This window comes from Desulfotruncus arcticus DSM 17038 (genome assembly GCF_900113335.1).
Taxonomy (GTDB): Bacteria; Bacillota; Desulfotomaculia; order Desulfotomaculales; family Desulfallaceae; genus Desulfotruncus; species Desulfotruncus arcticus.
In genome coordinates this window covers 347,092-373,238 of sequence record NZ_FOOX01000003.1, presented here as the reverse complement: position 1 = coordinate 373,238, position 26,147 = coordinate 347,092, and the positions used below count along the sequence as shown (strand labels likewise).

Genomic DNA, 26,147 nt, shown 5'->3' with positions numbered 1-26,147 from the left:
CAACCTTTTAATTCCTAGAAAGCAGGGTTTTTAACGGGCCGTTTGACCACCGGGATTTCTTTCCCCTGCAATCCGGCCAGCACTTTCTCCGGCAGGGCCGGGAGCTGGGTGATGCGCACGCCGCAGGCGTTGTAAATGGCGTTGCCGATAGCGGCATGCGGCGAAGTCAGGGGCAGTTCTCCCACGCCGGCGGCGCCGTGCGGTCCCATCTTACGGGATTTGTTTACATAGATGATCTCCAGATCATCCGGAACATCCTTGATGTACGGGATACCGCAGGCTTTCATGCTGGTGTGCTTTTTCAGGTCTTCGAAATCTTCGGTCAGCGCCAGGCCGATACCCTGGGCCAAGCCGCCGTAAATTTGCCCGTCGAGCACAGTCTGGTTGATAACTTCTCCGACGTCGGCAGCCAGAGTCATCTTGACCACCCTGGTTTTACCGGTCTTGGTATCGACTTCCACTTCCGCCAGGAAAACGCCGTACATGTAAACGGCAAAGGGTTTGCCCTGGCCTTTTTCATCGCAGGCGGTGCAGTTATCCGCAGCTGTGCTCCATTTGCCTTCATATTTAAGCGGTATATTGGCGGCCACTGCCTCGTCATAGGTCATATAGGTCCCGTCGGCCTTCTTCAGTGCCTCCACCAGCTGCTCACAGCCGTTCACCGCAGCGTTGCCGACAACCACCTGGGAGCGGCTGCCGCCGGCCGGGCCACCGGCCGGGGCCAGGTTCATGTCGTTCATGACCAGCTTAATTTGCTCCGGCTTGATGCCCATCTTGCGCAAGACTTCATGGGAGGTGGCCAAGAGACCCATGTCCGCGCCCTGGCCGTGGTCCTGCCAGTTGGTGCTCACCTGGATCCTGCCGTCGGCCAGCAGTTCCACCCACACTTCAGCGCCGTCCACGCCGTCCAGGCCGCAGCCGTAAACGCCGACGGACAAACCGACACCGCGCTTTTTCTCAGGCGTGGAGAGTTTTTTGGCCTGTTCCAGGGCAGCCTGGTACTTGGGCCGGATCGCTTCAATCATATCGGTCATGGAGTATACCTCGGGCTCGTGGCCGGAGGGGTTAGTGTCGCCGGGGCGGTAGGCGTTAATGTAACGCAGCTCCAGCGGGTCCATATTCAGTTTCTCAGCCAGAACGTCCATCAGCGTTTCAGAAGCAAATAAGCTCTGGGGCGAGCCGTAACCCCGAAAGGCGGAGCCCCAGCCGTGGTTGGTGCAGACCGTGTAGCCGGCGCCCTTGATATTGGGAATGCTGTAGCCCGCGCCAATGAACTGGGCGCCCCGCAAGGTCAGCAGGTCACCGAACTCGGAGTAGGGGCCGTGGTCCACCGCCCAGTTGCTTTCCATGGCTATAATCTTGCCGTCCTTATTGGCGCCGTACTTCAGGTCCATAAAGAACGGCGACCGTTTGCCGGTGTATATAATCTGCTGGTAGTAATCGAAGTTCAAGAAGCAGGGCTTGCCGGTGGCCATAGTCGCGGCGCCCACCAGCGCTTCAATGGTGGGGCTGAACTTGTAGCCGAAGGTGCCGCCTATGCCCGGGAACTGGGACAGAAACAGGTTTTTGCCGGCCTCCAGGCCAAGTCCTTCAGCAATCATTAAAGCATGCAGGTCCAGACCGATACTCTTGGACATAATTTGCAGGTTGTCGTTTTCATCATAGTAAGCCGCGGCCACGTCCGGCTCAATGGGCAGGTGAGGCTGGCGGCCGACAAATAAATCTTCCATGGACACTACAACATCCGCTTTTTCCATCAGCGGCGCGGTGTCTTCGCCTTTTTCAATCGGCTGCTTGTAATAAACGTTGGGAGTGCCGGGGTGAATCTCGATGGCGTCGGGGGCCATGGCGGCCGGAGCGCTCATGTAAGCCGGCAGCACTTCCAATTCGAAATTGACTTTTTCCACCGCGGCCTGAGCGTGTGCTTCCGTATCGGCGCAAACAATGGCTATGGCGTCACCGAACTGGAAGACCTTTTCATCGCACAGGATCGGACGGTCATAGCTGTCCCCCTTGTTGCTCGGGAAGTTCAAACCGTTGACGCGGTTTTTGCCCTTGACGTCCTTGTGGGTGACAACTTTATAAACGCCGGGCATTTTTTCAGCTTCAGTCGTATCTATAGACAGAATCTTGGCGTGGGATACCTGGGCCTGAACCAGCTTGAGCTGCAAAGTGCCGGGCGGCATTTTGAGGCCGAGGTCAGCGCCGTAATCAATGGTGCCGGTAACCTTGCCCACAGCCGAAGGACGCGGGTAGTCTGTGCCCAGGATTTTCCCGTCGGCCGGCATTTTAAAGCTCAGGTCCTCCACGGTGATTTCGCCGCGCATCAGTCGGGCGGCGTCCATCACCGCGTCCACGATGGGCTTGTACCCCGTGCAGCGGCACACATTCTTATGTTTTTGGAACCAGTCACGCACTTCTTCCCTGGTGGGATTGAGATTTTCGTCCAGCAGTGCCTTGGCGGAGACAATAAAGCCGGAGGCGCAAAAGCCGCACTGGGCGGCGCCGTGTTTAACCCAGGACAACTGCAGGGCGTGCAGGTTGGTGGGGGTGCCGACGCCTTCAATGGTGGTGATGATGGCATCGTCGGGAACCTTTTTCATTTTGGTGGCGCAAGATAAGGTAACCTTACCGTTCATAATGACCGAGCAGGCACCACACTGGGCCTTGCCGCAACCGACCTTGGTACCGGTCAGGTGCAGCTGCCCGCGGAGGACATCCACCAGTTTGGTTTCCGGGTCGACAACCAGAGTTACATTGGCGCCATTAATGTTGACTTTTTTCTTAATCATTCGTTCATCTCCTTTAGATTAAATGTTTATTTTAAATTTAATTGCCTTTACCGAAGCTGCAATCCGGGAAACGGCATTCACGGCAGTTGGAGCAAAGCCCGCCATAGCCCAGAGCAGCAATATCCCTACGCGTTATTTTCTCACCGGCCAAAACCCGCGGTGCTATTAGGTCAAAAACACTGTTTCTGTGGTACATCACACACCCGGGCAAGCCCATCACAGGCAGTTCGTCAATGTAAGCCATCATAAACATGGCTCCCGGTAAAATGGGCGCCCCGTAGCTGACAATCCGCCCCCCGGCTGCAACCACACCCGCCGGAGTTACATCATCGGGATCGACCGACATGCCGCCGGTAACCATGATCATATCTACCCCCTCTCCAATAAGTTCTTTAATTGCAGCCACAATCATCTCTATACTGTCGGAAACCAGAATTTGCCTCGCTACTTCACTGCCCCATTCCACCAGTTTACCTGCCACCACCGGCCCAAACTTGTCCTTGATACGCCCGTGGTAAACTTCGCTGCCGGTGGTAACCAGCCCGACCCGCATGGTCTTGAGGGGTTTTATTTGTAGCAGGGGATAATACTCACGGCACATGTTTTCAACGTTTATCACAATTTTTTCATCTATAACCAATGGAATGCTGCGTGTTCCGGCCACAACTTTGTTCTTTTTTACCAGCTGATTCGAATGCAAGGTAGCGAACATTACCTGTTCCTGATCGTTAATCGAAAACAAAACCTCTTTATTTATTTTCAGCAGACCGTCCTCTGCAGCTACAATGTTCACCTTCCCCTCACAGGGTTCCGTTAAGATGAGACCATGACCGGCAGCCGCACTGGCCATGCGTATGGCTGCCTCATTTTCGTGCAGGATTCCTTCACGCATTTCCCAAACGTAAAGGTGTTCCTTGCCAATATCCAGCAGCCGGGGAATGTCCTCCGGCATGACAACATGCCCCTTTTTAAATAAAGGTTTTTTAACTTGGCCCGGTATAATCTGTGTTAGGTCGTGGCAAAGCACCATCCCCACCGCTTCCTGAACCGGTACAGCCTTCATGCTTCCAGCCCCTTTCTCAATCAAGGTGCGTTAAATGAGCTCATTAAATGCGCCTTACATTAGTGCTTTACGCCATGGGGACGGTTCCATCGTCCCCGTGGCTCCGCTAACTTTTAAATTAGTTCTGGTATTAACCTGGAACAAAAAAAAACCGGGGTGCGGTAAAAAATACAGCACCCCGATCCTCTAAGACCAAGTTACATACTGTACTCCTTTCCACACTGGGAGGCGTGACAGTTTCCCATCACACCCTATCGGCTGGGTCATCATAGTTTTGCCTTAGATAAACCAACTCGGAGTAATACACATGTATATTGTTCATCAATAATATATAGCAAGATATATGCTAATCTTCTAACAAAACGTGTAATGTTAACAGAGATAGTAAAACAGTATTTATTGTCAATAAAATAATGTGACTTAAGCTATCTAATATGTTCGAATTTTGCCCATACTAATGCCCCGTTTTAGAACAGTTGCCCCTAAATGGAACAAAAATATACAGATGCTTATTGGCGCATGCAGCTATAAATTCCTTCTAGTTATAACCTTATTGTGGACAATTAAATATTTTTTTATAAATTTTCCATCATTAAATAATTCCTTTATTAAATTGGAACACATCAGGATAATTCGCTCTGTCCCATCCATAACTAAATTAAAGCGAACCTTGCCCTTAATTGGCTTCCAAAGAAGGTCAAGACACAAATCAGCGGTACACAAAACATCTTTTTTGTACAACCCACCAATAGGCCAAGGACTCCGAAATGATGACGAAAGATGTAGGGCGGTTTGGAAGAATTGTCGGATTCCTGGTGTAGCTTTTTAACCCCCGGCATCCTTTCTGCTTTCTTGGCTATTTTAATTCCGTCGCCGATAAGCAGGAAGGCGTCACCAATAGTAATCGCCGGGCATTGTGATTGTACATCTGCAACCAGCGCCGCTGAATCCGTTTCAATTTCCACGAGGATGCTCTGAAAAAGTTCAGGTAAGTAGCGTAGAAGGAAGGCTTTATGCCGAGCCAGCGAATCATTGAGGTAACTCCGTAACCATCATTACGTACTATAAATCCAATGACCGTGATCACAAACCAGGAAAACGATGCATGCCGGTTAAAACACGAGCGGAACTCCAGCAGAAGATTGCTTACTTCCTGGATCATAGCCGAAGTCCATTTCTTAACGAAAAAGTGTTGGGGGCAGTTCGAACAAATATTTGTTCCGATTTAACTTTCTTGACCAAAGCAGAGACAACGGAGTTACGTTCCAAATCAACTTAAAAATCTCTTTTGGCAATATCAATGATTTAGGATATATGCAGAGGTCTGCCTGCCGCCCTAAGTATATCCTCTACCAACTCTATTCTTGACGTACGTTTTAACTTTGCAGTATCTTTACTTTGCAACTCTGATACTTCTTGATTGTTTAGAACTTTAAACCCAGTAAGCAGAAACGTAAACGTAAACCCAAGAAGGGAAAGAAAGGTGAAAAAGCTCCTACCACTACGCCTGGCCGTATTAAGCGCTTACCCAAATGGATGCTGCGTCATTTGGATACGCATAAAAATTTACCAATGGATCGCCTGTTCCATTTCTTCCAATCTCAATTTCTTGCGGTATCAGCCAGGCTCGGTTTACTCGGGGATATAGGCGCGTTTAGTATCGCCAGTGACCGGCACTCCTGTCATCACCGCAGCCTATCCCCGCAGTAAACTGTGTTGTGATTGTCACGCCCAAGGTCTTGCGAAATGCAACCATCCCCGTTTCTATTCCCAGCCTGACTGTAATACCGGCTGGGATAGTGCACGTGAACGTTATTTTAAACGGCTACCACCTGTATATGCTGACTGACGCCAACAGTCATTATGATTTGCCGTTGTATCCCCGCCTGCACCCTGCTTCCCGACACGATGCAGTTAGTTTTGTCGTCAGTTCGGTTGAGTTCTCGCAACGTTTTAACTTGGGCATGGTGGATAAGTTCCTGCTTGATGCCGCCCATGATGCCGGACCTATTTATGATCTGTTACTTCACCAGAATATTGAGCCGTTTATTGATCTCAATGTGCGCGGTAAGAAGAACACTGAAACCAACTGTGATATTCAGAACTTTTGGTATTAATGCGTAATATTTTGCTCAATATTGGTTTCACCTCCCGTTTTAGGCCTTACCGTCAACACTACAGGTTCCCATTAAATGCTTTAATGTAAAGGTCTTTCATATCCTGTAAGCTGGGCACCCGGGGATTACAGAAAACGCAAATGTCATTAATGGCACTTTGGGCTAAATCGTTTAATTTAGTGTTAAATTCCTCTTCACCAATTCCTCTGCCTTGAATGGTTTGCGGCTGGCCTATATCTTTTTGCAGCTGGAAAATGGCTTCAATTAACTTATCAACTGCATCTTTCTCACCGTCAAATTTTAAATTAAGTGCGTTAGCTATTTCCATATATTTATCTGACACGGCAATGGAGTTAAATTTAATGCCATAAGGCAGCATTAAAGAGTTGGCATCCCCGTGTGGAACTCCAAACTGTGACCCCAGTTGGTGGGCCACGGAGTGTACAATGCCCAGGAAGGAATTAGTGAAGGCCATACCTGCCATAAGTGAGGCAGTGTGCATATCCTCCCTGGCTATTTGGTTACGACCATCGGCATAGGCTTTGGGAAGGCTTCTAAAAACCATTTGGATGGCCCTTATGGCAAGTGCCCGGTCGATTTCTGTGGCAGCTATAGATGTGTAAGACTCAATGGCGTGGGTTAAAACATCCATGCCTGTGGCGGCAGTCACCCGGGGCGACATACTTGCAGCCAGTTCAGGGTCGGTTATGGCAATATCCGGTGTTATTTCGTTGCTGGCTATGACATCCTTAACAGCAGGATTGGCGTTACGGTTGGTTATTACGGCGGCACAGGTAACTTCCGAGCCCGTACCGCTGGTTGTGGCGATGGCAATAAAGCGGGCCTTATTTCTGAGCTTGGGTGTTTCTGCAAAAGCTTTCTCCCAACTGATATCCGGGTATTCGTAAAATACCCACATAGCTTTAGCGGCATCCATTGAGGAGCCCCCACCCAATGATATAATCCAGTCGGGGCCAAAAGCGTGCATCAGTTTAACGCCTGCTGCGACTGTCTCCCGAGAAGGATCAGGCTCAACATCCACGAAAGTTTGTGTTTCAAGACCAGCCTCTTGAAGATAATCTTTAACTTTATTAACTATTCCAACTTCATCCATGGTTTTGTCTGAAACAATAAATGCTTTGCTGCCATCTACTTGTTTTAGATAATCTAATGCCCCCCACCCGAAGACAATGTTCTTTGGTACTCTAAAAGTTTTCATTAGCAAACCTCCTTTTTAAATTTGGTATAATTTACTAAGTGCAATTTTGGTGCCAACTAGATAGGTAAGGGGGTTCTGTGAAACATTTTAAAAACTGAATTTTTCTTACTCAATCTGTATTTAAACGTGATAAATAATTAGGTTGGGAAATCCTACAGTATAAGATTTCAGTATAAGATTTTCACTATAATGTTCCTTTTTTAGGGGGTTCTTTTGATATACATGATCTTCATTGCATCGTCTGCAAAACACCTGTATCAACAATGTGTTTCATCTTTGATGCAGTACAACAAAAACCAACTGACCGGTGGTAATGGTATAGGAAAACAAATTTAATCCAAATGATTTTAAACCATGAAAATTATGAAATACGGGATGGAGAAATTATGCAAATAAAATAGTAAAAGTTGAAGATTAAATGGTAAGTCGGCTGAGGTGGTAATGAACCTTAACAGATTTTTAAGGGCATGGAATCAATTATTAAAGGAAATTAGGAACATTTGACGAATATGTATTAGCAACCAATGCTAGTTTACAGCGTAATTCTTGTTGAAAATTATCCGGTATTCAAGAGTTTCATCTTTGTTCTACGATGAGACCGGTAAGCAATGAAATTACGTCTCATATGATACATTAATTCTGACAGTGCTTTACGCATCTTCTCGGGATCTTGGGTTAAAGCTGCTCCAACTAGACGATAGGCTTGCGGCATAGTGAGGAGAGGAGTTTTTTTAAACCTTAATCATATCTCGGCGAGAAAGAGATGGGTATGAACACAAAAAGCATATGCCGATGCCAGGCATTCCAAGAACGTCGGCACTACTCATTAACGGGGGTTTTGTCGGAAATGTTGGCGGTACCCCAATAGATCACCTAAAACCCGTATCTACAGGCCGTACTATATTATATTTATTTAGTTTTCTATGTAACGTGGCACGGCCGATACCCAGTAACCTTGCTGCTCCCGAAGCATTCCACTTGGTTTGTTCCAGTGCATTTAGAATGGTAGCGCGTTCTGTCTTTTCTGTATGCAGTGTTAGAGTTTCTCTACTTGTTGCAGCTTGCATTATTTCTGTATTCTTTAACTCCTTTGGCAGTAATTCATAGGTTATCATTGGCCCGTCTGTCAGAGCAACCATGCTTTCAATACTATTTTCCAATTCCCGAACATTCCCTGGCCAGTGATAGCTTAAAAAATATTTGTAAATGTCTTCGTTGATTTGAACCTCTTGTTTTTTAAAGGTGTAACGGAATTTATCTAAAAAATAAGGCACAAGGTCGTAAATATCCTCAAGCCGCTCCCGAAGTGGGCTTATTTCGATACAAATTACCTTAAGTCGGTAGTACAAATCTAATCGGAATTGTTTTTTTTCAACCATTTCCGAACAATTTCGATTAGTGGCTGCTATCACCCGAACATCCACCGGCCGTGCTTTTCCTTCACCAATACGGTATACCTCCCGGGTCTGCAAGACCCGCAGCAATACTGATTGGACAGAAAAGGGCATGTCCCCAATTTCGTCTAGAAATATGGTGCCTCCATGGGCCAGCTCGAATTTACCTGCCTGGCCGCCACGCCGGGCTCCGCTAAAGGCGCCCTCTGCATAACCGAATAATTCACTTTCGATAAGAGTGCTGGGAATGGCCGCACAGTTTATGGCTATGAAGGGCTTATTCCGGCGAGCACTCTGATTATGAATAATACGAGCGATATTTTCTTTGCCGGTACCACTTTCTCCTTGAATAAATATTGTTGAGTCGGTTCTGGAAGCCTTGATTGCTAATTTTAATATTGCACGGGTTTGCGGGCTGCGACCAATCCAACCGCTTTCATATACCCATTTTTCAGTCCCGCTATTATTAGACTCAATTTTTTTGAGGATCGGCGTAATCCTGCCGGCAATAACTTCTGAAAAATGTTTACCAATCATATCCTTACTATCATATCCCAGTTTTAAAGCTTCGGCCTTGTTTACGTCAATGATAAATCCATTTTCATTAAGTGAGGCTATGCCGGTCGATATTATATCTTCAACTGCTCTTTTACTTTGTTGGTTGTTACAATACTTTCTTTCAAAGTCGTTTATTAGTAAATTTTGCTCGATCATCCTTGCCCCCATTATGGCCAGGGTCAACATTTGATCGCTATTCTGGAACGAAGCGCTGGATATGTCTAAGACCCCGGCAATAGTTTTATCCGGGTAAAAGATGGGAGCACCCCAGCAATTTAAAAACTGAATCGGCTGGACATAATGTTGCCATCCTGGAATAACGATGGGGGACTTTTCAAATAAAATAGTTCCCACAGTACTTGTTCCCTTTATGTCTTCCCGCCAGTTGGAACCTGATGAAAGAGAGATTTTTTGCACTTTATTTAAAAAAGTCGGGTCACCCATAGTTATGAGTATAACACCATCTTTATCACTTACCAGCACCAGGTGCTCTGAGTCCTTAAGGAAATTAATAATGTATTGCAAAACTATCTTGCTTATACGCACAAAATCTTCATGGGCCTGAAGAAGCTCATTAAACCGATTAGATGGTAAAATATCGTAATTACTAATTTGTTGGTGGTTTATCTGCCGATCTCTGCATCGTTTCCAGGAAAGATAAATTGGGGGGCTAAGTTGTTTAATAACATTTTCCTCATTGCCGTTTATAAAGTTTTTCCACACGGCGTTATTCATAATATCTTCCTTTCCCAGTAATTAGAAATCTGCAAAGAAAAAGCTTCTGGCTAATATCATAATAAACAAAACATAAAAAGGAATTATAAAAAATATTTAAAAATATTTGACGTATTGATTAAAAATCTTTTTTGAGCTGACTGAAATTTCAGCTATTTCTGGTAAGATTTTAATTTGGACAAAATAACATATGTTACTATTAAGACTTCTCTTTCAAAGAGTAACTGTAGAAAGCACCAGGCAATTATACGGGTTGACCATAGCCAGCGAGAGGGAAAAACACCGGTTGTATGAGCAATGGCAGCCACTGGGCCCTGTTGGAATAATCACAGCTTTTAATCTTCCGGTCGCGGTGTGGTCCTGGAACGCTCTAATTGCCGCTGTCGCCGGTGACGCAATGATTTGGAAACCCTCCAGCGTTACCCCGTTGACTGCAATAGCCGTACAGAAAATCGTTGATAAAGTTATTAAAGAGCAGGGAGTGCCTGAAGGCATTTTTAATTTATTAGTAAGTCAAGGCTCTACAGTAGGACAGCATCCGGTATTAACCTGGAACAAAAAAAACCGGGGTGCGGCAAAAAATACAGCACCCCGATCCTCTCAGACCAAGTTACATACTGTACTCCTTTCCACACTGGGAGGCGTGACAGTTTCCCACCACACCCTATCGGCTGGTTCATCATAGCTTGGCCTTAAACAAACCAATCGGAGTAATACACATGTATATGTTCATCAATAACATATAGCAAGATATATGCTAATCTTATAACGAAACGTGTAATGTTAACAGAGATAGTAAAACAGTATTTATTGTCAATAAAATAATGCGACTTAAGCTATTAATATGTTCGAATTTTGCCCATACTAATGCACTTTTTTGGAACAACTGATTCTAAATGGAACAAAATATGCAGCAGGCTTATTGGCGCATGTAGTTACAATTCCATCTATTTATAACCTTTTCTAACCTTATTGTGGACAATTAAATATTTTTTTATAAATTTTCCATCATTGAAATAATTCCTTTATCAAATAATGTCGAATCAGGATAAGCCATGGTCGAACCGGGGTTTGCCGTCAAATGAAATTAATTTAATATTTTTTATCAAAGATGAAGGAATTTAATAAATAGGCAAGAAATAAATATTTAACGTAAAATCACTAAAATTTAATACCTCCGAGCCATATATCCTAAAGTTATAGCTATGGATACACGGCCATTAGGGTGCGTTTGGAAACGATCGTGCCTCCCAGTGTGGAAAGGAGGGTTGACAATCAACAAACAAAGCTAGTATTCGCGTTGATACTTGATTTAAATTTGTTTTGTTAACCGGCATTTTCTGCCGGTTTTTTTAGTGAGCCAAGGTTTTTTTTTAGCCCGATGCGGTATTACATGGTCCTACCAATTTTCAACACAGCCATATAGCTATTCCATTTAGCTATGATTTAAGGACAGGTTAATATCAAACAAGGTTGCAAAAAAAATTAAAAGAGGTGTTTGAAAATGATGAATAACAATCTAACAATTTTGCATGAATTTGGCATTGAAGATCAACATGCCGGTGTGTATTGTGGTGAATGGCTACAGAATCAAAATGCACCTTTAATAGAATCGGTATCACCAGTCACCGGGGATACAATTGCCTCGGTTTACCAGGCAACGAAAGAAGATTACGAATTAGTCATTAATAAGGCGCAGCTGGCATTTAACATATGGAGAAATGTACCAGCGCCAAAGAGAGGCGAGATCGTTCGCCTGATAGGAATTGAATTACGTAAATACAAACATTTGTTAGGCCAGCTTGTAACGTTGGAAATGGGTAAATTGCTGGCTGAAGGAGAAGGCGAAGTACAGGAAATGATTGACATTGCAGACTTCGCTGTAGGGTTGTCCCGGCAATTATACGGGTTAACCATAGCCAGTGAGAGGGAAAAACACCGGTTATATGAGCAATGGCAGCCACTGGGCCCTGTTGGAATTATAACAGCTTTTAATTTTCCTGTCGCAGTGTGGTCTTGGAACGCTCTGATTGCCGCTATTGCCGGTGACGTAATGATTTGGAAACCTTCCAGCGTTACCCCGTTAACTGCCATAGCTGTACAGAAAATCGTGAATAAAGTTGTGAAAGAGCAGGGACTGCCTGAAGGCATTTTTAATTTATTAATAAGTCAAGGCTCTACAGTAGGACAGGAGATGCTGCAGGACAAAAGAATTCCTTTAATCAGCTTTACCGGCAGCATTCCCACGGGCCGGCGGGTTGCGGAACAAGTGGCGGGCCGCCTTGGCAAAACAATACTTGAACTTGGTGGCAATAACGCCATTATTATAACGGAAAATGCCAATTTAGACCTGGCTATTCGAGCTGTATTATTTGGAGCTGTAGGCACCTCGGGACAGAGATGTACTACCACACGGCGCTTAATTATTCATGACTCTATCTATGACACCTTTATCAGTAAATTAACTGCTGCCTACAAACAGGTTAAAATCGGCAACCCGTTTAACCAGGATACTGTTATGGGACCGTTGGTTAATAAAACTGCAGTTGACGACATGATGGCGGCCCTGGAGAATCTAAAACGCCAAGGAGGCAAAGTCCTCTATGGCGGAGAGATTTTGCAAGGTGAAGAGTATCAGAGCGGGTGCTATGTTACACCGTGCATTGCAGAAGCTGAAAACCACTACGACATTGTTCAAAAAGAAACCTTTGCTCCAATATTATATGTTATGAAATATGCGTCGTTGGAAGAAGCTTTGAATGCTCATAACAATGTGCCGCAGGGGCTATCCTCGGCTATTTTCTCATCAAACATGTACGAAATAGAGCATTTTTTAGGTCCTGAAGGATCCGATTGCGGTATCGCCAACGTTAATATCGGCACTTCCGGCGCGGAAATCGGCGGAGCCTTTGGCGGTGAAAAGGAAACCGGCGGTGGTCGTGAATCCGGCTCCGATGCCTGGAAAGCATATATGAGAAGACAAACGGTTACAATCAACTGGGGCTCAAGCCTACCCTTGGCGCAAGGAATTACGTTCGGCGAATTTTAATTGACCAAATGACATAAAAATAATTATCGGAAAAAAGCCTTTACATTATACAAAGTCCGTATATTGTAAAGGCTTTTTAGATGGCATCTATTTTCAATTTTCTGATGGTGCCGCCACCAAAATTCCCTCAAATTAAGTTTGGATGCATTTTCCCAATAGCCTCCATGGCCTCCAGCGCCCGGTCTATATCTTCGTTGGTATTGAACCGGCCGGGACTGAAACGTACGGCGCCATTAGTGTCCGTCCCCAGGTCGGCGTGCACCAGGGGGGCGCAATGCAACCCGGTCCTGACCGCGATCCCGTAGTCGCCATCTAAAATAGCGCCCACATCCTCGGCTGCCAACCCCCTGACCGTGCAAGTGAGTACCGGCACATCATGCTCCGCGGGCATCGGGCTGTGAATTACCACCCGGGAAATTGAGCTTAGACCTGCATACAGTCGCTTGATCATGGCCATCTCCTTTTGATGGCCGCGTTCCAGGCTTTCATTTACCAGGTAGTCGAGCCCGGCTGAAAGGCCGAAAACGCCAAGAAGATTCAGCGTACCGGCTTCAAGCCTGTCAGGGAACGTCTGCGTATGCATGAGATTGCGCGAATCAATGCCTGTTCCGCCAAACCGGGTGGATTTGATTTCCAGTTGGGGAGAAAGAACCAGGCCGCCGATACCGCTCGGTCCCAGAAGAGCCTTATGGCCGGTAAAAGCAACGGCACTTACGTTCCATTTCCCCATATCAACAGGAACGTGTCCCGCGCTCTGGGCCGTATCTATCAACAGCGGAACTCCGCGTTCGGCGCATACACGGGCTATATCGGACACCGGCTGTACGGTTCCCAGGACGTTGGAGGCGTGGCTGCAGATTACCAGCCTGGTGTTGGGTCTTATAGTCTTGGCTACTTCACCCGGTTCGATATGTCCGTACTCATTGAAGCCAACCAGATCATATTTAATCCCGCTTTGCTGTGCCAGGTGGAATAGCGGCCGGAGTACGGAGTTGTGCTCCAGCCGCGTGGCAACTACGTGATCACCCGGGGCAACCAGTCCCTGAATGGCCAGGTTTAGGGCATCTGTTGCATTGGCCGTGAAAATGACCCGGTCCGGGTCGGGAGCCCCAAAAAAACGGGCCAGCTTCTGTCTGGTTTGCCAAACGAGCTCAGCAGCTTCCATCGCCAGATCATAACTGCCCCGGCCGGGTGAAACTCCCAGACGGGTATAGGTCTCCACCATCCAGTCAATTACTTTTTGAGGCTTAGGGAATGATGTCGCCGCATTATCCAAATAAATTAATTTGTTGTCCATGGCCTCCACCTACAAACAGGCTTTTGGATTGGGTAAGCCGGCAATACGGCGGGCACCGCGTTTAATCCCACCGGGAAAAAGCGCCTCAATGGCCAGCATACTCATTTCCGTACCCTGCACCAACTGGCGGTTTAACGGAGCCCTGCCGTTTTGGAAATAAAAATCGCGTAGAAACCTGATTACTTTCCAGTGTTCAGCGCTGAGACACGCAAGGCCGCACTCACGGGCCAGGGCCTCGGCGATATCTTCACGCCAGTCGCCGGGATGCCAGAAGAAATCTTCTTCATCAAACAGTACTTGATGCCCGGCAATCAAACGATATTTGCGACCGGTTCCGGCAGGCTGATTAGAGCTGCTCATTGACGTGCTGTTATCCTCAACCACGTTGTTGCAAAGCCGCCTTGATCTTTTCCGGTGTTGCCGGCAAGTCGCAGATCCAAACGCCGATAGCGTCCTTAATAGCGCTAATGATCGCCGGGGCGGTGGGAACCATGGTCATCTCGCCGACTCCCGTAGAGCCCTTCCCGGTACCCCGCAGCCTTGGTGTTTCCCTGATAATCGACTCCATTTCAAAGGCAGTTCTAATACTGGGGAACTTAAACGTTATCCAGTCCTTGGTTTGGCCTGCAATATATTGCTCGCGCAGGGCAAAGCCGGCACCCATATCCGCCCCGCCTTCAAGCTGTCCCTCGAAGTTTTTCGGGTTAATCACCGGTCCGCTGTCCACCGCGGTGGTCATCTTGAGCACCTTAACCTCGCCCGTTTCGGTATTCACTTCCACCTCGGCCAATTGTAACGCATGCACCACAGATTCAAAGGAGGGTCCCTGGCCGGTCTCAGGATCCAGCGGTCCGGCTTCCAGTGTGGTCTTGGTTCCGGTATACCGGACCGGGCGCCCGGTTGCTATGAGTTCCTGATACGTGGCCGCACCGGCGTCTCTCATGGCCTGCTTCAGCTGCTCAACGGCGTTTACCAGAGCTCCTCCCACCATATAAGTCATCCGGCTGCCGGCGGCGGGTCCGGTAGCGGTAGTCTGGTCCGTATTCTTGGTCATTAACCGGATTTTGTCCAGAGGCAAGCCCAGGCCGTCGGCAGCCAACTGGGTAAGCATTGAATCGTTGCCCTCACCGGGGTCGGCAACAGCGGCGTAGATGGTCACTCCGTCGTCGGGATCAAGCTCTATGGCAACAATGGCCTGATCACCGGGCCCTCCGATACCAAATGCGCCGGCACCCAGTCCAACACCTCGCCGAACTACTCCCTTTTTGTGCTCCCGGGATTCAAGGAGACTGCGTTCATAGTGAGGACGCATGGCTGCACAAAGTTCGGGGAAAGGCCACTGTTCCACCACACTGCCGGTGGATTTGGACTGCCCGGGCTGCAGCGAGTTGAGTATCCGCATTTCCAACGGGTCCAGGCCCAACTTATCCGCCAGCATATTGACAGCACACTCAAGGGCGAAATGAGCTTGCGGAGGGCCGGCCCCCCGCGCCGCAGATCCCCAGGGATTGTTGGTGTAAACCAGTTTGCTGACAGCGTGAAGATGGGGTATATTGTACGCGCCCGAAAGCATCTGCATGGCCCGGTTGATAATAACATCACCATTGGAGTGATAGGCGCCGTTATCCACTACTATATCAATATCATAGGCAGTAATGCGCCCTTCGCTGTCTGCGCCAAGCTTCACCTTCATGTCGAAGGGATGGCGCTTCGGCGTCATCAGCATGGACTCGGCTATACCGGGGATGTAACGAACCGGTCGTTTGAAGTGCAGAGCGGCTCCCGCGGCAATGCCCTCGGACGAGATTTCCAATTTCATGCCGAACTGCCCGCCCGTGTAGGCTTCCTCGTAGCGCATATTCTCCCAGCCAAGGGCCTCTTGCAGCATATCCAGGTGCTTGTGGATATTAATGCTGCGTCCAATTACCACGAGCTGGGCATCCTCACCCCCGCCTTCAAAATAGGCTACACACGCCTCCGGCTCGAGCGGGGCCTGGTGGTTGATCTGAGTGGTGAAGTGGCTTTCAATAACTGTTGCTGATTCAGCCAGTGCCTTTGCCGCGTCACCCTTGATCTGGGGTTGGATAAAGCACAGGTTGGGTCTGTCGTCGTACAGTTGAAGTGCTCCTTCGGCCATCGCCTCTCCCGGCGAACTCAACACCGGAAGCAGTTCATACTCCACTTCCACCGCTTTGGCCGCCTCTACCGCCTGCTGCCGGGTTAGCGCCGCGATAACCGCCACAGCATCGCCGATATAGCGAACTTTATCTTCGCAAAGAACAGGACGGTCGGCGACAGAGTATTTCAAACGGTTGGTGCCCAAAATATCCTTTGCCGTCATAACGCCGATCACACCCGGCATTTGCTCGGCGGCGGCAAAGTCTATCTTTTTAATCAAAGCATGGGGATGCGGGCTGCGCACAGTAGCCAGCTCCAATGCTCCGGGAACGATAATGTCCGCCGTAAATTGCGCTGTGCCGCATGCTTTGGCCAGTCCCGAGGGGCGGGGGTGCGAAACGCCGTACTTGGGGCCGTCAGGATCAGGGCGGACATCATCAGGTGAAATTTCATTGCGGATAAACCGGCCAGCCAGTTTGACGGCATCAATGATTTTGGCGTAACCCGTACAGCGGCACAGGTTGTGGCGCAGAGCTTTTTTGATCTCTTCCGTGTCTGGATCAGGATTAACATCCAGCAGCGCTTTGGCGGACATGATGATGCCGGGTGTGCAGAAACCGCACTGCACGGCCCCCGCCAACACCATGGCTTCCTGAATCAGATGTGGGTTTTCCGGTGTGCCCAGACCCTCCACGGTGATCACCTCGGCCCCATCCAGTTTGGCCACTTTCAGCAAGCAGGATCTGACCGCCTTGCCATTTACGATGACCGTGCAAGCGCCGCATTGGCCTGCCTTGTCGCATGATTGCTTGGCTCCGGTCAAATGAAGAACGTCCCGGAGCAGGTCAAGCAGTGTTAAACTCGGATCGGCCACCACCTGCTGTAATCTTCCGTTAACTTTAAGCTTTATTTTCATTATGATTTCCCTCCGATGTACATTAAAAGCCTCTCGGCAAGCTAAAGCTTCCTCTCAATTTGCTTTGATCAAGCACTGTGACTTGTTTGCAACTATTTCAATAATCCCAAGGATTACAGGAAGGTAAAAGTATTATCGATACCTCTTGCCTTTCTTCAACCGGGGGGTGTCCGGCAGGCAGATCTATTAATGCGTTATAATTGATTAATGACCGCAACATGCTTGATTTTTGCCCCGGTCCAAAAGACACCTGCCATTTATTTTGGTGCCAGAAAGCATTTCCCCTGACAAACCTGCGCGGGCCGCCTTTTTTAAGCAAGGTGTTTTTACACACGGCCACAAGGCGCACCGGCTCCGGATTGAGGCCCTGCAGGGCTCGTAAAGAGGGGGTGGCCAGCAAATGATACCCAGTAGCACAGGCGGCGGGATTGCCCGATAAAGCAATGATCAGCTTGGATTTAAGAACTGCGGCGCCGCTGTGGCTGCCAGGTTTAATCTTTATCCCCCAAAACAGCGGCCGTGCCCCTGTCAGTCTTATGGCATTAAGGGCTTGATCACAAACCCCTGAGGCCGCCCCTCCGGTCGTCAGCACCACATCCGCCTGGCGCAGCAGTTTTTCCAGCCGGTACTTAACCTGTACCGGCTCCATATCGCCAACTGTTTCCACCGCCGTCACCTCAGCCCCGTCCTGCTCAACCAAAGCGGCCAGAAAGATACCGTTGCTGTCCCTGGTTTGACCGGGGGCCGGCACTTGATGATAGGGCACGATCTCTCTCCCCAGGCTCAGCACAGCTACTTTGGGTCTTTGAAAAACTTTGATCTGACTTACACCATAGGCAGCCAGCGCACCGATCAACCCCGGACTCAAAATCGTACCCCGCTTGGCCATAATATCACCGGAATGGAAATCCTCCCCGGGTTGTTTAAGGTTATCGCCCTGGTTAACCTTACTCAAACAGGTAACATACCCCCCTTTGAGCTCAGTAAATTCCTGGGCTATAACAGCCCGGGCGCCAGAGGGTACCGGGCCGCCGGTAACCACACCGGCAGCCTGTCCCGGTTTCAGGGAAAATCCCGGATAATCACCCGGCCGGAGACTCTCCTTTAATAGATAATGTTTATCATCAGCACCATTGCCAGTTGAAACGGCATAGCCATCCACTGCAGATTGTAAAAAGGGGGGTAAATCGTGCAGGGCATGGATATCCTGGCAGCAAACCCGGCCTAATGCTGTTTCCGGAGAAATAGACCGGCCGGGTAAAGCAATAATGTTGTTCACGAGCAGTTCCCGGGCTTCTTCAAGCAGTATATTGGTCAGCATCTTTTATTTAACCCCGTACATATCGGTTGACTTGCCAAAAGAACAGGCCGGAAAACGACAAACCTCACAATCCTCACAAAAACCTCCGTGCCCCATGCCGGCAATATCCCCCCGGCACAGGCGGTCCCCGGCAAAAATGCGGGGCAGCACCAGATCAAATACAGTGGTCTTATTGAACATAACACAGCCGGGAAGGCCGCAAACCGTCACATGACCCAGGTAAGCCATCATAAACATAGATCCGGGCAGCACCGGTGCGCCGTAAAACACAACCTCGGCCCCGGTCCCCCTGATGCCGGTCGGGGTAACATCATCGGGGTCGACCGACATACCCCCGGTAACCAGCACCAGTTGTGCCCCTTCACTAATAAAATTACGTATTTCCATGGCAATAACCTCAGGGTCATCGGGTACAATTACCTGGCCCAGTACCCTGGCACCGAAAAAGGAAGTTTTTTGTTTCAAAACGCTGCAAAAGCCATCTTTAATGCGCCCGGTATAGACCTCGCTGCCTGTGGTAACAATACCCACCCAGAGCGGCTGAAAAGGTTTCACTGTAATCAACGGCCCGGGCCGGCTGCAAATGCCTTCAGCATGCTCTAAAATGCTTCTCTGGATAGCCAGTGGTATAATCCTGGTCCCCGCAACCTTTTGTCCTTCGACAACCAACCGGTTGTTATGCAGGGTGGACATAATCACGCCGTCCAGGTTATTCAGCATGGTTAACCTGTCAACCTGAACTTTAAGCAAACCGTTATAGGCAGCCCGTAAGTCAACTCTGCCCTGATTGGGCTCGCCCCAGCTTAATCCCGGACCCGCAGCATGCCTGGCCAGACGCAGCGCGGACTCGTCTTCATGCACCAGGTCATCGTCGGGCTCCCAGACAAAAACGTGCTCTTTGCCCAAATCCTGCAGCCTTGGCACATCGCCCGGTGTTATCACATGTCCTCTTTGATAGGCCCGGCCTTTTTCATGACCGGGAACAATGCGCGTTATATCGTGGCAAAGCTCCATACCCACTGCCTTAGTAACGGGGACTTTGCGCATTTAAACTGCCTCCCGTATTTTTTCAATTTTAATGGCGCAAACCTTATACTCACCGGTTTTGGTTACCGGGTCCACAGCGGCGCTGGTCAAAGCATTGGTGGGAGTTTCCCCGTAATGGAACGACATCCAGATCATACCGGGGGGAACCCGGTCGGTCACTCTGACTTTGGTGGCAACCTCGCCACGCCGGGAGGTTACCTTTGCCGTATCACCGGTAATAAAACCCAACCGGGCGGCGTCTTCCGGGTTAACCTCGGCATATTCCTCCGACCACATGCTTTTAATGGCGGCCGAGTAAGGTGTGGTTACGTTATAGTGATACAATATCCGGCCCGTCGACAACAGATAGGGATATTCCTGGTCGGGCATTTCCGCAGGAGGAATATGTTCGATGGATTGGAATAGACCCTTGCCCCGCACGAATGCATTGGCGTGCAAATAAGGTGTCCCCGGGTGATCGGCGGTCGGGCACGGCCACTGCAGGCCTTTGGCATCAATTCTGGCATAGCTTATCCCGCCATACGATGGAGTCAGTGACGCCATTTCCCGGAAAATTTCCTCGGCGCTGCTGTAGCCCATTGGATACCCCATCTTTTCACCAAGGGCCATGATGGCCTGCCAGTTGGCTTTGCCCGGCAGCGGCTCAACTGCTTTTCTAACCCGCTGCACCCGGCGCTCGGTATTGGTAAAAGTGCCGTCTGTTTCCGCAAAACTGGCGGCGGGCAGGATTACATCGGCGTATTCCGCGGTTTCCGTCAGGAACAGCTCGTGCACCACCAGGAACTCCATTTTTTCCAGTCCTGAACGGATATGATTGCTGTTGGGGTCCGTCAGCACGGGGTTTTCACCCAAAATATACATCGCCTTGATCTCGCCGGCGTTAGCCTGATCAAACATTTCCGGAATCATCAATCCAAGCTCACCGGATAAAGCAACGCCCCAGGCCTGTTCAAATTTTTCCTGCGCCACCGGGTCAATCACCCGCTGATAGCCCGGATACACGTTGGGCAGCGCCCCCATATCGCAGGCCCCCTGAACGTTATTTTGCCCGCGGATCGGGTTGACCCCGGTACCGGGACGCCCCATATGCCCGGTCAGCATAGCCAGGTTGGCAACGCTCATCACGTTATTGGTTCCGCAAACATGCTCGGTAATGCCCAGGGTATAAAAAGCCATGGCTTTATCCGTACCGGCATAAAGGCGGGCCACCGCGTACAGGTCTTCAACCGGTATGCCGGTCAGTTCCGATACATACTCGGGCGTGTATTTTTCAACTGTCTCTTTAAGAGCGGCGAAGTTCTCGGTTCGCTCTTCCACAAACACCTGATCATACAACTTTTCGGCAATGATGATATTCATCAGCCCGTTGAGAAATGGAATATCGGTGCCCGGTTTAATGCGCAGCCAATAATCGGCTTCCTCCGCCAGTTCGATACGCCGCGGGTCCACCACAATAAGCTTGGCGCCCTTGCGTGCCGCCTGCCGCATTTTATAACCGATCACCGGGTGAGCTTCGGTTGTGTTGGTGCCAATCAAGAATAATAACTCAGCCTGTTCAATTTCCGAAATTGAATTGGTCATTGCGCCGCTGCCGAAAGAAGTGGCCAGACCGGCCACTGTGGGCGCGTGTCAGGTACGGGCACAATGGTCTACGTTGTTTGTGCCCATCACCACCCTCGTAAATTTTTGCAACAGGTAGTTCTCTTCATTGGTGCACCGTGCGGAACTTAGACTGGCAAATGAATCGGGACCATATTTTGCTTTAATTTCACCCAGCCTGTCCGCTATTAAATCCAGTGCCTCGTCCCAAGACGCAGGTTCAAATTTTCCTTCGCGTTTGATTAAAGGAGTGGTCAGCCGGCGATCATTATAAATAAAGTCCCAGCCAAACCTCCCCTTAATACACAGGGCGCGGCCGTTTACAGCACCTTCCGGGCTGGATACGACGCCAACCACTTTATCATCTTTAACGCACAGATCGAAACTACAGCCGGTTCCGCAAAACGGGCAAGTCGTTCTAACTTTTCGGCTCTCCCAATACCTTACTTTGCCCTGCATTTGTTTTTCCGTCAGTGCTCCCGTGGGACATACGGAAACACAATTTCCACAAAAAACACAATCGGATTCCACAAACGGCACATCGTAAAAGGTTGTCGCCTTGGTGTCAAAACCACGGTAAGCAAAATCCAGGTTGTTTTTGCCGGTTATTTCGGCACAGGCGCGGATACATTTACCGCATAAAATACATTTGTTGGGGTCGCGAACAATAAAGGGGTTGCTGTCATCCACCGCGTAATTATGCCTTTCCCCCTGCATAGTGCTTTGCTTGACTCCGTACTCATAGCAGTATTGCGCCAGTTTACAGTTACCCATTTTTTCGCACGTCAGACAATCCTGCGGGTGGTTGGCAATTAACAGCTCCAGAATGGTGCGCCTTGCCTCTACTACCGCCGGTGAATGGGTTTGCACAACCATGCCCGGTGTAACAGTTGTTACACACGAGGCCGGCAGATTTCGCATCCCCTGGATTTCCACCACACACAGCCGGCACGCCCCGAACGGGCTCAGGTCCGGTTCGTAGCAAAGCCTGGGGATGTGGATGCCCGCTTGTTCGGCGGCGTTTAATACCGTCGTGCCCGCCGGAACTTCAATTGCTCTGCCGTCGATACTCAGCTTGACCATTTCCAAAATTCCATCACTCCTCTCTAATTTGGTGAATAGGCATTTTTATAATTATTAACAAAAAATCCCAGGCATGGCGGGGATTTTTTGAACAGTAATCTCAAGATTAAATACCAGCAAAATGCGGCACGGATACCTGCTAATAAAGAAGACTTGGTTCAGGTGGGGTTTTGACCCCACCTGAACCTTAGTCGCACTTATTTCGAGTTTATCGCCGCTTAACTCCCGCCTATAGAGGCGGGAGTCTTAGCGGCGGTTAACGAGATGAACCACAAGCAACATCTTTTCACCTTAAGATCAAGCTCCTTTCCAACCACGGGAGGCAAAGTTGTTTCCCACTTTACCCAACGGCCTGCCTGCCATGGCTAAAAGCTTTAGGCAGAGAGGCTCGGAGCACAGTATGATATTTTTATGCTAATATCCTTTCCACATGACTGTATATGCTTAACTGCAGCCCGCGGGCAAAGCCTACCACGGTTATGCCCAACTGATCGCTTAGTTCTACCGCAAGCTCGGTGGGAGCTGCACGGGAAACTACTACAGGAATATTGCTTCGTGCTGCTTTGATCAGAATTTCCGATGATACACGCCCGCTTAATAACAAGCACTTATCACCGGTGGTAATTTCATTTAAAAACACATGCCCCAGAACCTTGTCAACAGCGTTATGACGCCCTATATCTTCATACATTAGCAGCATTTCACCGTTGTCGGCCAATGCGGCACTGTGCACCCCCCCGGTAAGCCGGTACGTATCCGACCGATCATCCAGTTCACGCATCATGTTCAACAGATGAATTGCTTTGAACCGGCACTCCGATTGTACAGGGCGGAGCTGTTGAACATCATTGGCAAAATACATGGTTGCCTGCTCATCACCATAGTAACCGGCCATGTGACGGCGTAAATAGCTTTCCGTTTGAGGTGTGGGCAAATAAGTTTCCACCCTGATCACACCGGCTGCTTCGTTACAGGTTATTTCCTTAATATTTGAAGGTTTTTGCAGTAAACCTTCACTAAGCAAAAAACCCACAGCCAGCACTTCATAACCATCGGGAGAACAAATAAGTGTTGTTAACTCCCTGTCATTATAAAAAATTGTTAACGGTTGATCCTTAACAACTACATTATTGACAACCTGCATCTCATCATTGCTGTATAAAACCAGATTTACCTTTTTATAAAATGCTTTCATAATAATTAGGGTATAGCTCCTTTGTTCAATGCTGTTAAAACCACTTGATTTCTAAAATGCCAACTGATACAGGCATAATCCTGCTTTTCCAAATAAAAAAACAGACACCCAGAACGGCACAGGGGCACAGTGGTGTCTGTTTAAGTATAAACAGCTTAACACTGCACTCCTTTCCACAACGGGAGGCATAACCGTTTCCAGTGATACCCTAACGGCCAAATTACCATAACTGCTGTTTTAGGCAAAGCGGCTCGGAGCACATGATATCGTTATTCATTTTTTAAAAAGCAATCCGGCAACTTATTAGATTTAATTTGACAACATTCAGTAAATTCCTGCTGCAGGCAACTAAAACTTCTTTAAGTTTTATCTGCTGGGTAAAAAGGTTATCGTAACTTTTCCAAATGTCATGGTCCTAACCGCCTGGTTGAATGTTTTGCGTTGATTTAACCAACGTGGTTCTTCAGGTTAATAATCTAATATGATACCAATGTTGTCAAGCGGGTCAGTTTGCCCATTAGTGGCAATATTTACCTGAATTGAATACTATATTATAAAATTACCGGGAGTGATTATTATGAATGATTGGCTGCAAAATGTAAAAATGGCAATGAAGATTGAGCTGAGGGAGATAGCTATGCTGGCCCAACTGGCTGAACAGGTGCCCAGCGCAGCCATGCGCAGGGAAGTTATCCAACAAATCCAGGAAGAAGCCGGGGAGGCCAGTTTTTGGAACACGGTATATGCATGTTTTTGTCAAGATGAAGCGCATGATCCCAATTGCGGACCGGGATATCCACCGGTATATCCCCCTGGATATTGCCCCGGCTATCCTGGCCATGGCCCCGGTTGCGACTGTGGACCGGGATATTCCCCATGGAACCTTGATGCTCAAAAACCCAAAAGACCGGAACCCGAAGCTATTACACCTAAGGCCCGGGAACCTGAAGCTCAACAACCCGAAGCTCCGGTACCTGAAGTTGAAGAAACTAAAGTTAAACAACCCAAAACCGGTAAGTAGAATGAGTTACCCCAAAGGAGGTCAGTTATATGCCTTGGCACCATCTAGTTAATCAACTCATCCAGTGTGAGCAGCAGGAAATAGAACTGTACCAGAGAATTGCTTGCCACGCTCCCACTGAATGTCTGCGCAAGATTATCATGAATATGATCGAGGAAGAAAAGCACCAGATCAAACGTTGGCGGGAATTCCTGAAAAAAAATGATTGTTGATCGGTAGATCACTTGGTTAGTCTACTTGAATTTTAGGCTCAAAAATAAAGCAAATAGAGGTTATGCAGGCAAAAACCTGTATAACCTCTTGACTTTTATAACTCTCCGACCGCCTGTTCCAATCTTTCCAGCGCTTGCTGCAATACACTGCGAGGGCAGGCCAGGTTGAACCGCTGAAAACCCTCGCCACCGGGCCCGAAGGCGTACCCGTCATCCAGGGCTAAACGGGCCTTGGAACGCATAAAATCCTGCAGCTCAAGGGTATTCAAACCCAAGTTTCTCATATCCACCCAGGCAAGATAGGTTCCTTCCGACTTAACCACTTTAAGCCCGGGAATTTTATTTTTAATGTAATCCGTAAAAAAACTCACATTAGCCCTTAAATACGACAGTAATTGGCGGAGGTACTCATCACCAGAGCGAAAGGCAGCCTCAAGGGCGATATAGCCGAAGGGATTGCCGCTGTTATGGCCGGCTCTGGCCTTAATATACTCCCTGCGCCAGTGATCATTGGGGATAACAGCGAAAGAAGTGGCCAATCCAGCCAAATTAAATGTTTTACTGGCGGACATAAAAGTTATGGTCTGCTGCTCAAGCTCCCGGGATATCGTTGAGGTAACAGTATGTTTAACGTCGCCAACAAGCAATTCACAATGAATTTCATCAGAAACAAGCATACAGTTGTTGTTAATGCAAATTTCACCCAAAACAGCTAACTCTTCCGTTGACCATACTCTGCCGATAGGGTTATGAGGACTGCATAAAATAAGCATCTTTACCCGGGGAACGCGTACCGGGAAAGTTGTAACAGGTTTAAAAAGCTCCTCCAGGTTGTTAAAATTCATGGTATACCGCTCACCGTCAAAGGCTAGACGGTTGTAGAGAATCTGGCAGCCGTTATCTTTAATTGCGTTATAAAACGGGTAATATACCGGCGGCTGCACCACCACCTCATCTCCGGAACGGGTAAAAGCCGCAACTGCCGCATACAAGCCGTTAACCACCCCGGCGGTAAAAACTATCCATTCTTTTTTAATTTTCCAGCCATAATTTCTGTCCAGCCTTTCAACTATAGCCTCATACAGCGAATCCGGTGGAAAAGAGTAGCCGTATAAAGGGTATTCAGCCCGTTCTTTGATAGCCTTAATCACCGGTTCCGGGCAGGGAAAATCCATGTCCGCCACCCACAGATCAATTAAATCATCCCTGCCGAATAATTGGTTATTCTTATCCCATTTCATGCTATTGGTATTTTTTCTGTTAATAATTTGATCGAAGTTGTACTGCACTCTTCATTACCACCAATTCATCGTTTTTATTTTCATTTTAGCATAATAATTTTAACATAATAATCAAACCTCTTCTTTTTAAAGTTATCTGCATGCATGTAAATTTTTATTAAAAAATAGAG

General features: G+C 48.3%; 17 protein-coding genes, 1 pseudogene and 5 riboswitches. Of the genes and pseudogenes, 5 read left to right on the top strand and 13 right to left on the bottom strand.

The window, feature by feature from the left end; all coding sequences use genetic code 11:
* Nucleotides 1-14: 14 nt before the first annotated feature.
* From BM056_RS06485 to BM056_RS06475, 3 genes are all read right to left on the bottom strand, one after another.
* The gene (locus BM056_RS06485; protein ID WP_092469883.1) at nt 15-2,792 is read right to left on the bottom strand and encodes a molybdopterin-dependent aldehyde oxidoreductase; all 2,778 of its coding nucleotides are present in this window, start codon (nt 2,790-2,792) and stop codon (nt 15-17) included.
* 37 nt (nt 2,793-2,829) lie between these two features.
* Nucleotides 2,830-3,855, bottom strand: coding sequence for a molybdopterin-binding protein (locus BM056_RS06480; protein ID WP_092469881.1), 1,026 nt, complete (start codon nt 3,853-3,855; stop codon nt 2,830-2,832).
* A 193-nt stretch (nt 3,856-4,048) separates the two neighbouring features.
* A riboswitch (molybdenum cofactor riboswitch) is annotated at nt 4,049-4,166 on the bottom strand.
* A 342-nt stretch (nt 4,167-4,508) separates the two neighbouring features.
* Entirely contained in the window at nt 4,509-4,820 is a 312-nt protein-coding gene (locus BM056_RS06475) for a hypothetical protein (RefSeq protein WP_092469879.1), read from the bottom strand.
* Nucleotides 4,821-5,594: 774 nt separating this feature from the next.
* Between BM056_RS06475 and BM056_RS06470 the strand changes: the two genes are divergently transcribed.
* Nucleotides 5,595-5,972: a hypothetical protein gene (locus BM056_RS06470; protein WP_131820736.1), complete on the top strand. Its 378-nt coding sequence runs from the start codon at nt 5,595-5,597 to the stop codon at nt 5,970-5,972.
* A gap of 58 nt (nt 5,973-6,030) precedes the next feature.
* Here BM056_RS06470 and BM056_RS06465 read toward each other — a convergent pair whose 3' ends face one another.
* Nucleotides 6,031-7,191 (bottom strand): iron-containing alcohol dehydrogenase, encoded by a 1,161-nt coding sequence (locus BM056_RS06465; protein ID WP_092469875.1) that lies wholly within the window; start codon nt 7,189-7,191, stop codon nt 6,031-6,033.
* Nucleotides 7,192-8,060: 869 nt separating this feature from the next.
* Nucleotides 8,061-9,878 carry a sigma-54-dependent Fis family transcriptional regulator gene (locus tag BM056_RS06460; RefSeq protein WP_092469873.1) on the bottom strand — a complete coding sequence of 606 codons (1,818 nt, stop codon included), beginning with the start codon at nt 9,876-9,878 and terminating at the stop codon, nt 8,061-8,063.
* Between the two features lie 190 nt (nt 9,879-10,068).
* On the opposite strand from BM056_RS06460, the pseudogene BM056_RS27595 reads away from it, so the two are divergent.
* Together BM056_RS27595 and amaB are read left to right on the top strand one after the other, a co-directional pair.
* Nucleotides 10,069-10,404, top strand: a pseudogene (locus tag BM056_RS27595) (aldehyde dehydrogenase family protein); the annotation flags it as partial.
* An 80-nt stretch (nt 10,405-10,484) separates the two neighbouring features.
* Nucleotides 10,485-10,601, bottom strand: a riboswitch (molybdenum cofactor riboswitch).
* 440 nt (nt 10,602-11,041) lie between these two features.
* Nucleotides 11,042-11,160: riboswitch (molybdenum cofactor riboswitch) on the top strand.
* Between the two features lie 222 nt (nt 11,161-11,382).
* Nucleotides 11,383-12,927, top strand: coding sequence for an L-piperidine-6-carboxylate dehydrogenase (gene amaB, locus BM056_RS06450; RefSeq protein ID WP_207648148.1), 1,545 nt, complete (start codon nt 11,383-11,385; stop codon nt 12,925-12,927).
* A 127-nt stretch (nt 12,928-13,054) separates the two neighbouring features.
* Here amaB and BM056_RS06445 read toward each other — a convergent pair whose 3' ends face one another.
* The 7 genes from BM056_RS06445 to fdhD form a co-directional block, all read right to left on the bottom strand.
* Entirely contained in the window at nt 13,055-14,224 is a 1,170-nt protein-coding gene (locus BM056_RS06445) for an aminotransferase class V-fold PLP-dependent enzyme (protein ID WP_092469871.1), read from the bottom strand.
* Nucleotides 14,225-14,233: 9 nt separating this feature from the next.
* Nucleotides 14,234-14,608: a TusE/DsrC/DsvC family sulfur relay protein gene (locus tag BM056_RS06440; RefSeq protein ID WP_092469869.1), complete on the bottom strand. Its 375-nt coding sequence runs from the start codon at nt 14,606-14,608 to the stop codon at nt 14,234-14,236.
* The gene (locus BM056_RS06435; RefSeq protein ID WP_207648147.1) at nt 14,601-17,258 is read right to left on the bottom strand and encodes a molybdopterin-dependent oxidoreductase; all 2,658 of its coding nucleotides are present in this window, start codon (nt 17,256-17,258) and stop codon (nt 14,601-14,603) included. The genes BM056_RS06440 and BM056_RS06435 overlap by 8 nt, the downstream gene beginning before the upstream one ends.
* A gap of 97 nt (nt 17,259-17,355) precedes the next feature.
* Nucleotides 17,356-18,579, bottom strand: a complete 1,224-nt coding sequence (locus tag BM056_RS06430) for a molybdopterin molybdotransferase MoeA (RefSeq protein ID WP_092469864.1) — start codon at nt 18,577-18,579, stop codon at nt 17,356-17,358.
* A 3-nt stretch (nt 18,580-18,582) separates the two neighbouring features.
* Nucleotides 18,583-19,626 carry a molybdopterin-binding protein gene (locus BM056_RS06425; protein ID WP_092469862.1) on the bottom strand — a complete coding sequence of 348 codons (1,044 nt, stop codon included), beginning with the start codon at nt 19,624-19,626 and terminating at the stop codon, nt 18,583-18,585.
* Nucleotides 19,627-22,314: a formate dehydrogenase subunit alpha gene (gene fdhF, locus BM056_RS06420; protein ID WP_092469860.1), complete on the bottom strand. Its 2,688-nt coding sequence runs from the start codon at nt 22,312-22,314 to the stop codon at nt 19,627-19,629.
* 280 nt (nt 22,315-22,594) lie between these two features.
* Nucleotides 22,595-22,714: riboswitch (molybdenum cofactor riboswitch) on the bottom strand.
* Nucleotides 22,715-22,717: 3 nt separating this feature from the next.
* Entirely contained in the window at nt 22,718-23,503 is a 786-nt protein-coding gene (gene fdhD / locus BM056_RS06415; protein WP_092469858.1) for a formate dehydrogenase accessory sulfurtransferase FdhD, read from the bottom strand.
* A gap of 150 nt (nt 23,504-23,653) precedes the next feature.
* Nucleotides 23,654-23,771: riboswitch (molybdenum cofactor riboswitch) on the bottom strand.
* Nucleotides 23,772-24,080: 309 nt separating this feature from the next.
* Between fdhD and BM056_RS06410 the strand changes: the two genes are divergently transcribed.
* Nucleotides 24,081-24,524 (top strand): hypothetical protein, encoded by a 444-nt coding sequence (locus tag BM056_RS06410; protein WP_092469856.1) that lies wholly within the window; start codon nt 24,081-24,083, stop codon nt 24,522-24,524.
* Nucleotides 24,525-24,553: 29 nt separating this feature from the next.
* The gene (locus BM056_RS06405; RefSeq protein ID WP_092469854.1) at nt 24,554-24,736 is read left to right on the top strand and encodes a hypothetical protein; all 183 of its coding nucleotides are present in this window, start codon (nt 24,554-24,556) and stop codon (nt 24,734-24,736) included.
* A 95-nt stretch (nt 24,737-24,831) separates the two neighbouring features.
* Here the strand turns inward: BM056_RS06405 and BM056_RS06400 are convergent, their stop codons facing one another.
* Nucleotides 24,832-26,025 carry a MalY/PatB family protein gene (locus BM056_RS06400; RefSeq protein WP_092469852.1) on the bottom strand — a complete coding sequence of 398 codons (1,194 nt, stop codon included), beginning with the start codon at nt 26,023-26,025 and terminating at the stop codon, nt 24,832-24,834.
* Nucleotides 26,026-26,147: the final 122 nt, after the last annotated feature.

What these genes read in the sequence shown, in the direction of transcription:
- BM056_RS06410 (WP_092469856.1), top strand. Translation starts at nt 24,081, where the DNA reads ATGAATGATTGGCTGCAAAATGTAAAAATGGCAATGAAGATTGAGCTG.
- BM056_RS06445 (WP_092469871.1), bottom strand. Translation starts at nt 14,224, where the DNA reads ATGGACAACAAATTAATTTATTTGGATAATGCGGCGACATCATTCCCT.
- BM056_RS06465 (WP_092469875.1), bottom strand. Translation starts at nt 7,191, where the DNA reads ATGAAAACTTTTAGAGTACCAAAGAACATTGTCTTCGGGTGGGGGGCA.
- BM056_RS06405 (WP_092469854.1), top strand. Translation starts at nt 24,554, where the DNA reads ATGCCTTGGCACCATCTAGTTAATCAACTCATCCAGTGTGAGCAGCAG.
- BM056_RS06425 (WP_092469862.1), bottom strand. Translation starts at nt 19,626, where the DNA reads ATGCGCAAAGTCCCCGTTACTAAGGCAGTGGGTATGGAGCTTTGCCAC.
- BM056_RS06480 (WP_092469881.1), bottom strand. Translation starts at nt 3,855, where the DNA reads ATGAAGGCTGTACCGGTTCAGGAAGCGGTGGGGATGGTGCTTTGCCAC.
- BM056_RS06430 (WP_092469864.1), bottom strand. Translation starts at nt 18,579, where the DNA reads ATGCTGACCAATATACTGCTTGAAGAAGCCCGGGAACTGCTCGTGAAC.
- fdhD (WP_092469858.1), bottom strand. Translation starts at nt 23,503, where the DNA reads ATGAAAGCATTTTATAAAAAGGTAAATCTGGTTTTATACAGCAATGAT.
- amaB (WP_207648148.1), top strand. Translation starts at nt 11,383, where the DNA reads ATGATGAATAACAATCTAACAATTTTGCATGAATTTGGCATTGAAGAT.
- BM056_RS06460 (WP_092469873.1), bottom strand. Translation starts at nt 9,878, where the DNA reads ATGAATAACGCCGTGTGGAAAAACTTTATAAACGGCAATGAGGAAAAT.
- BM056_RS06485 (WP_092469883.1), bottom strand. Translation starts at nt 2,792, where the DNA reads ATGATTAAGAAAAAAGTCAACATTAATGGCGCCAATGTAACTCTGGTT.
- BM056_RS06435 (WP_207648147.1), bottom strand. Translation starts at nt 17,258, where the DNA reads ATGAAAATAAAGCTTAAAGTTAACGGAAGATTACAGCAGGTGGTGGCC.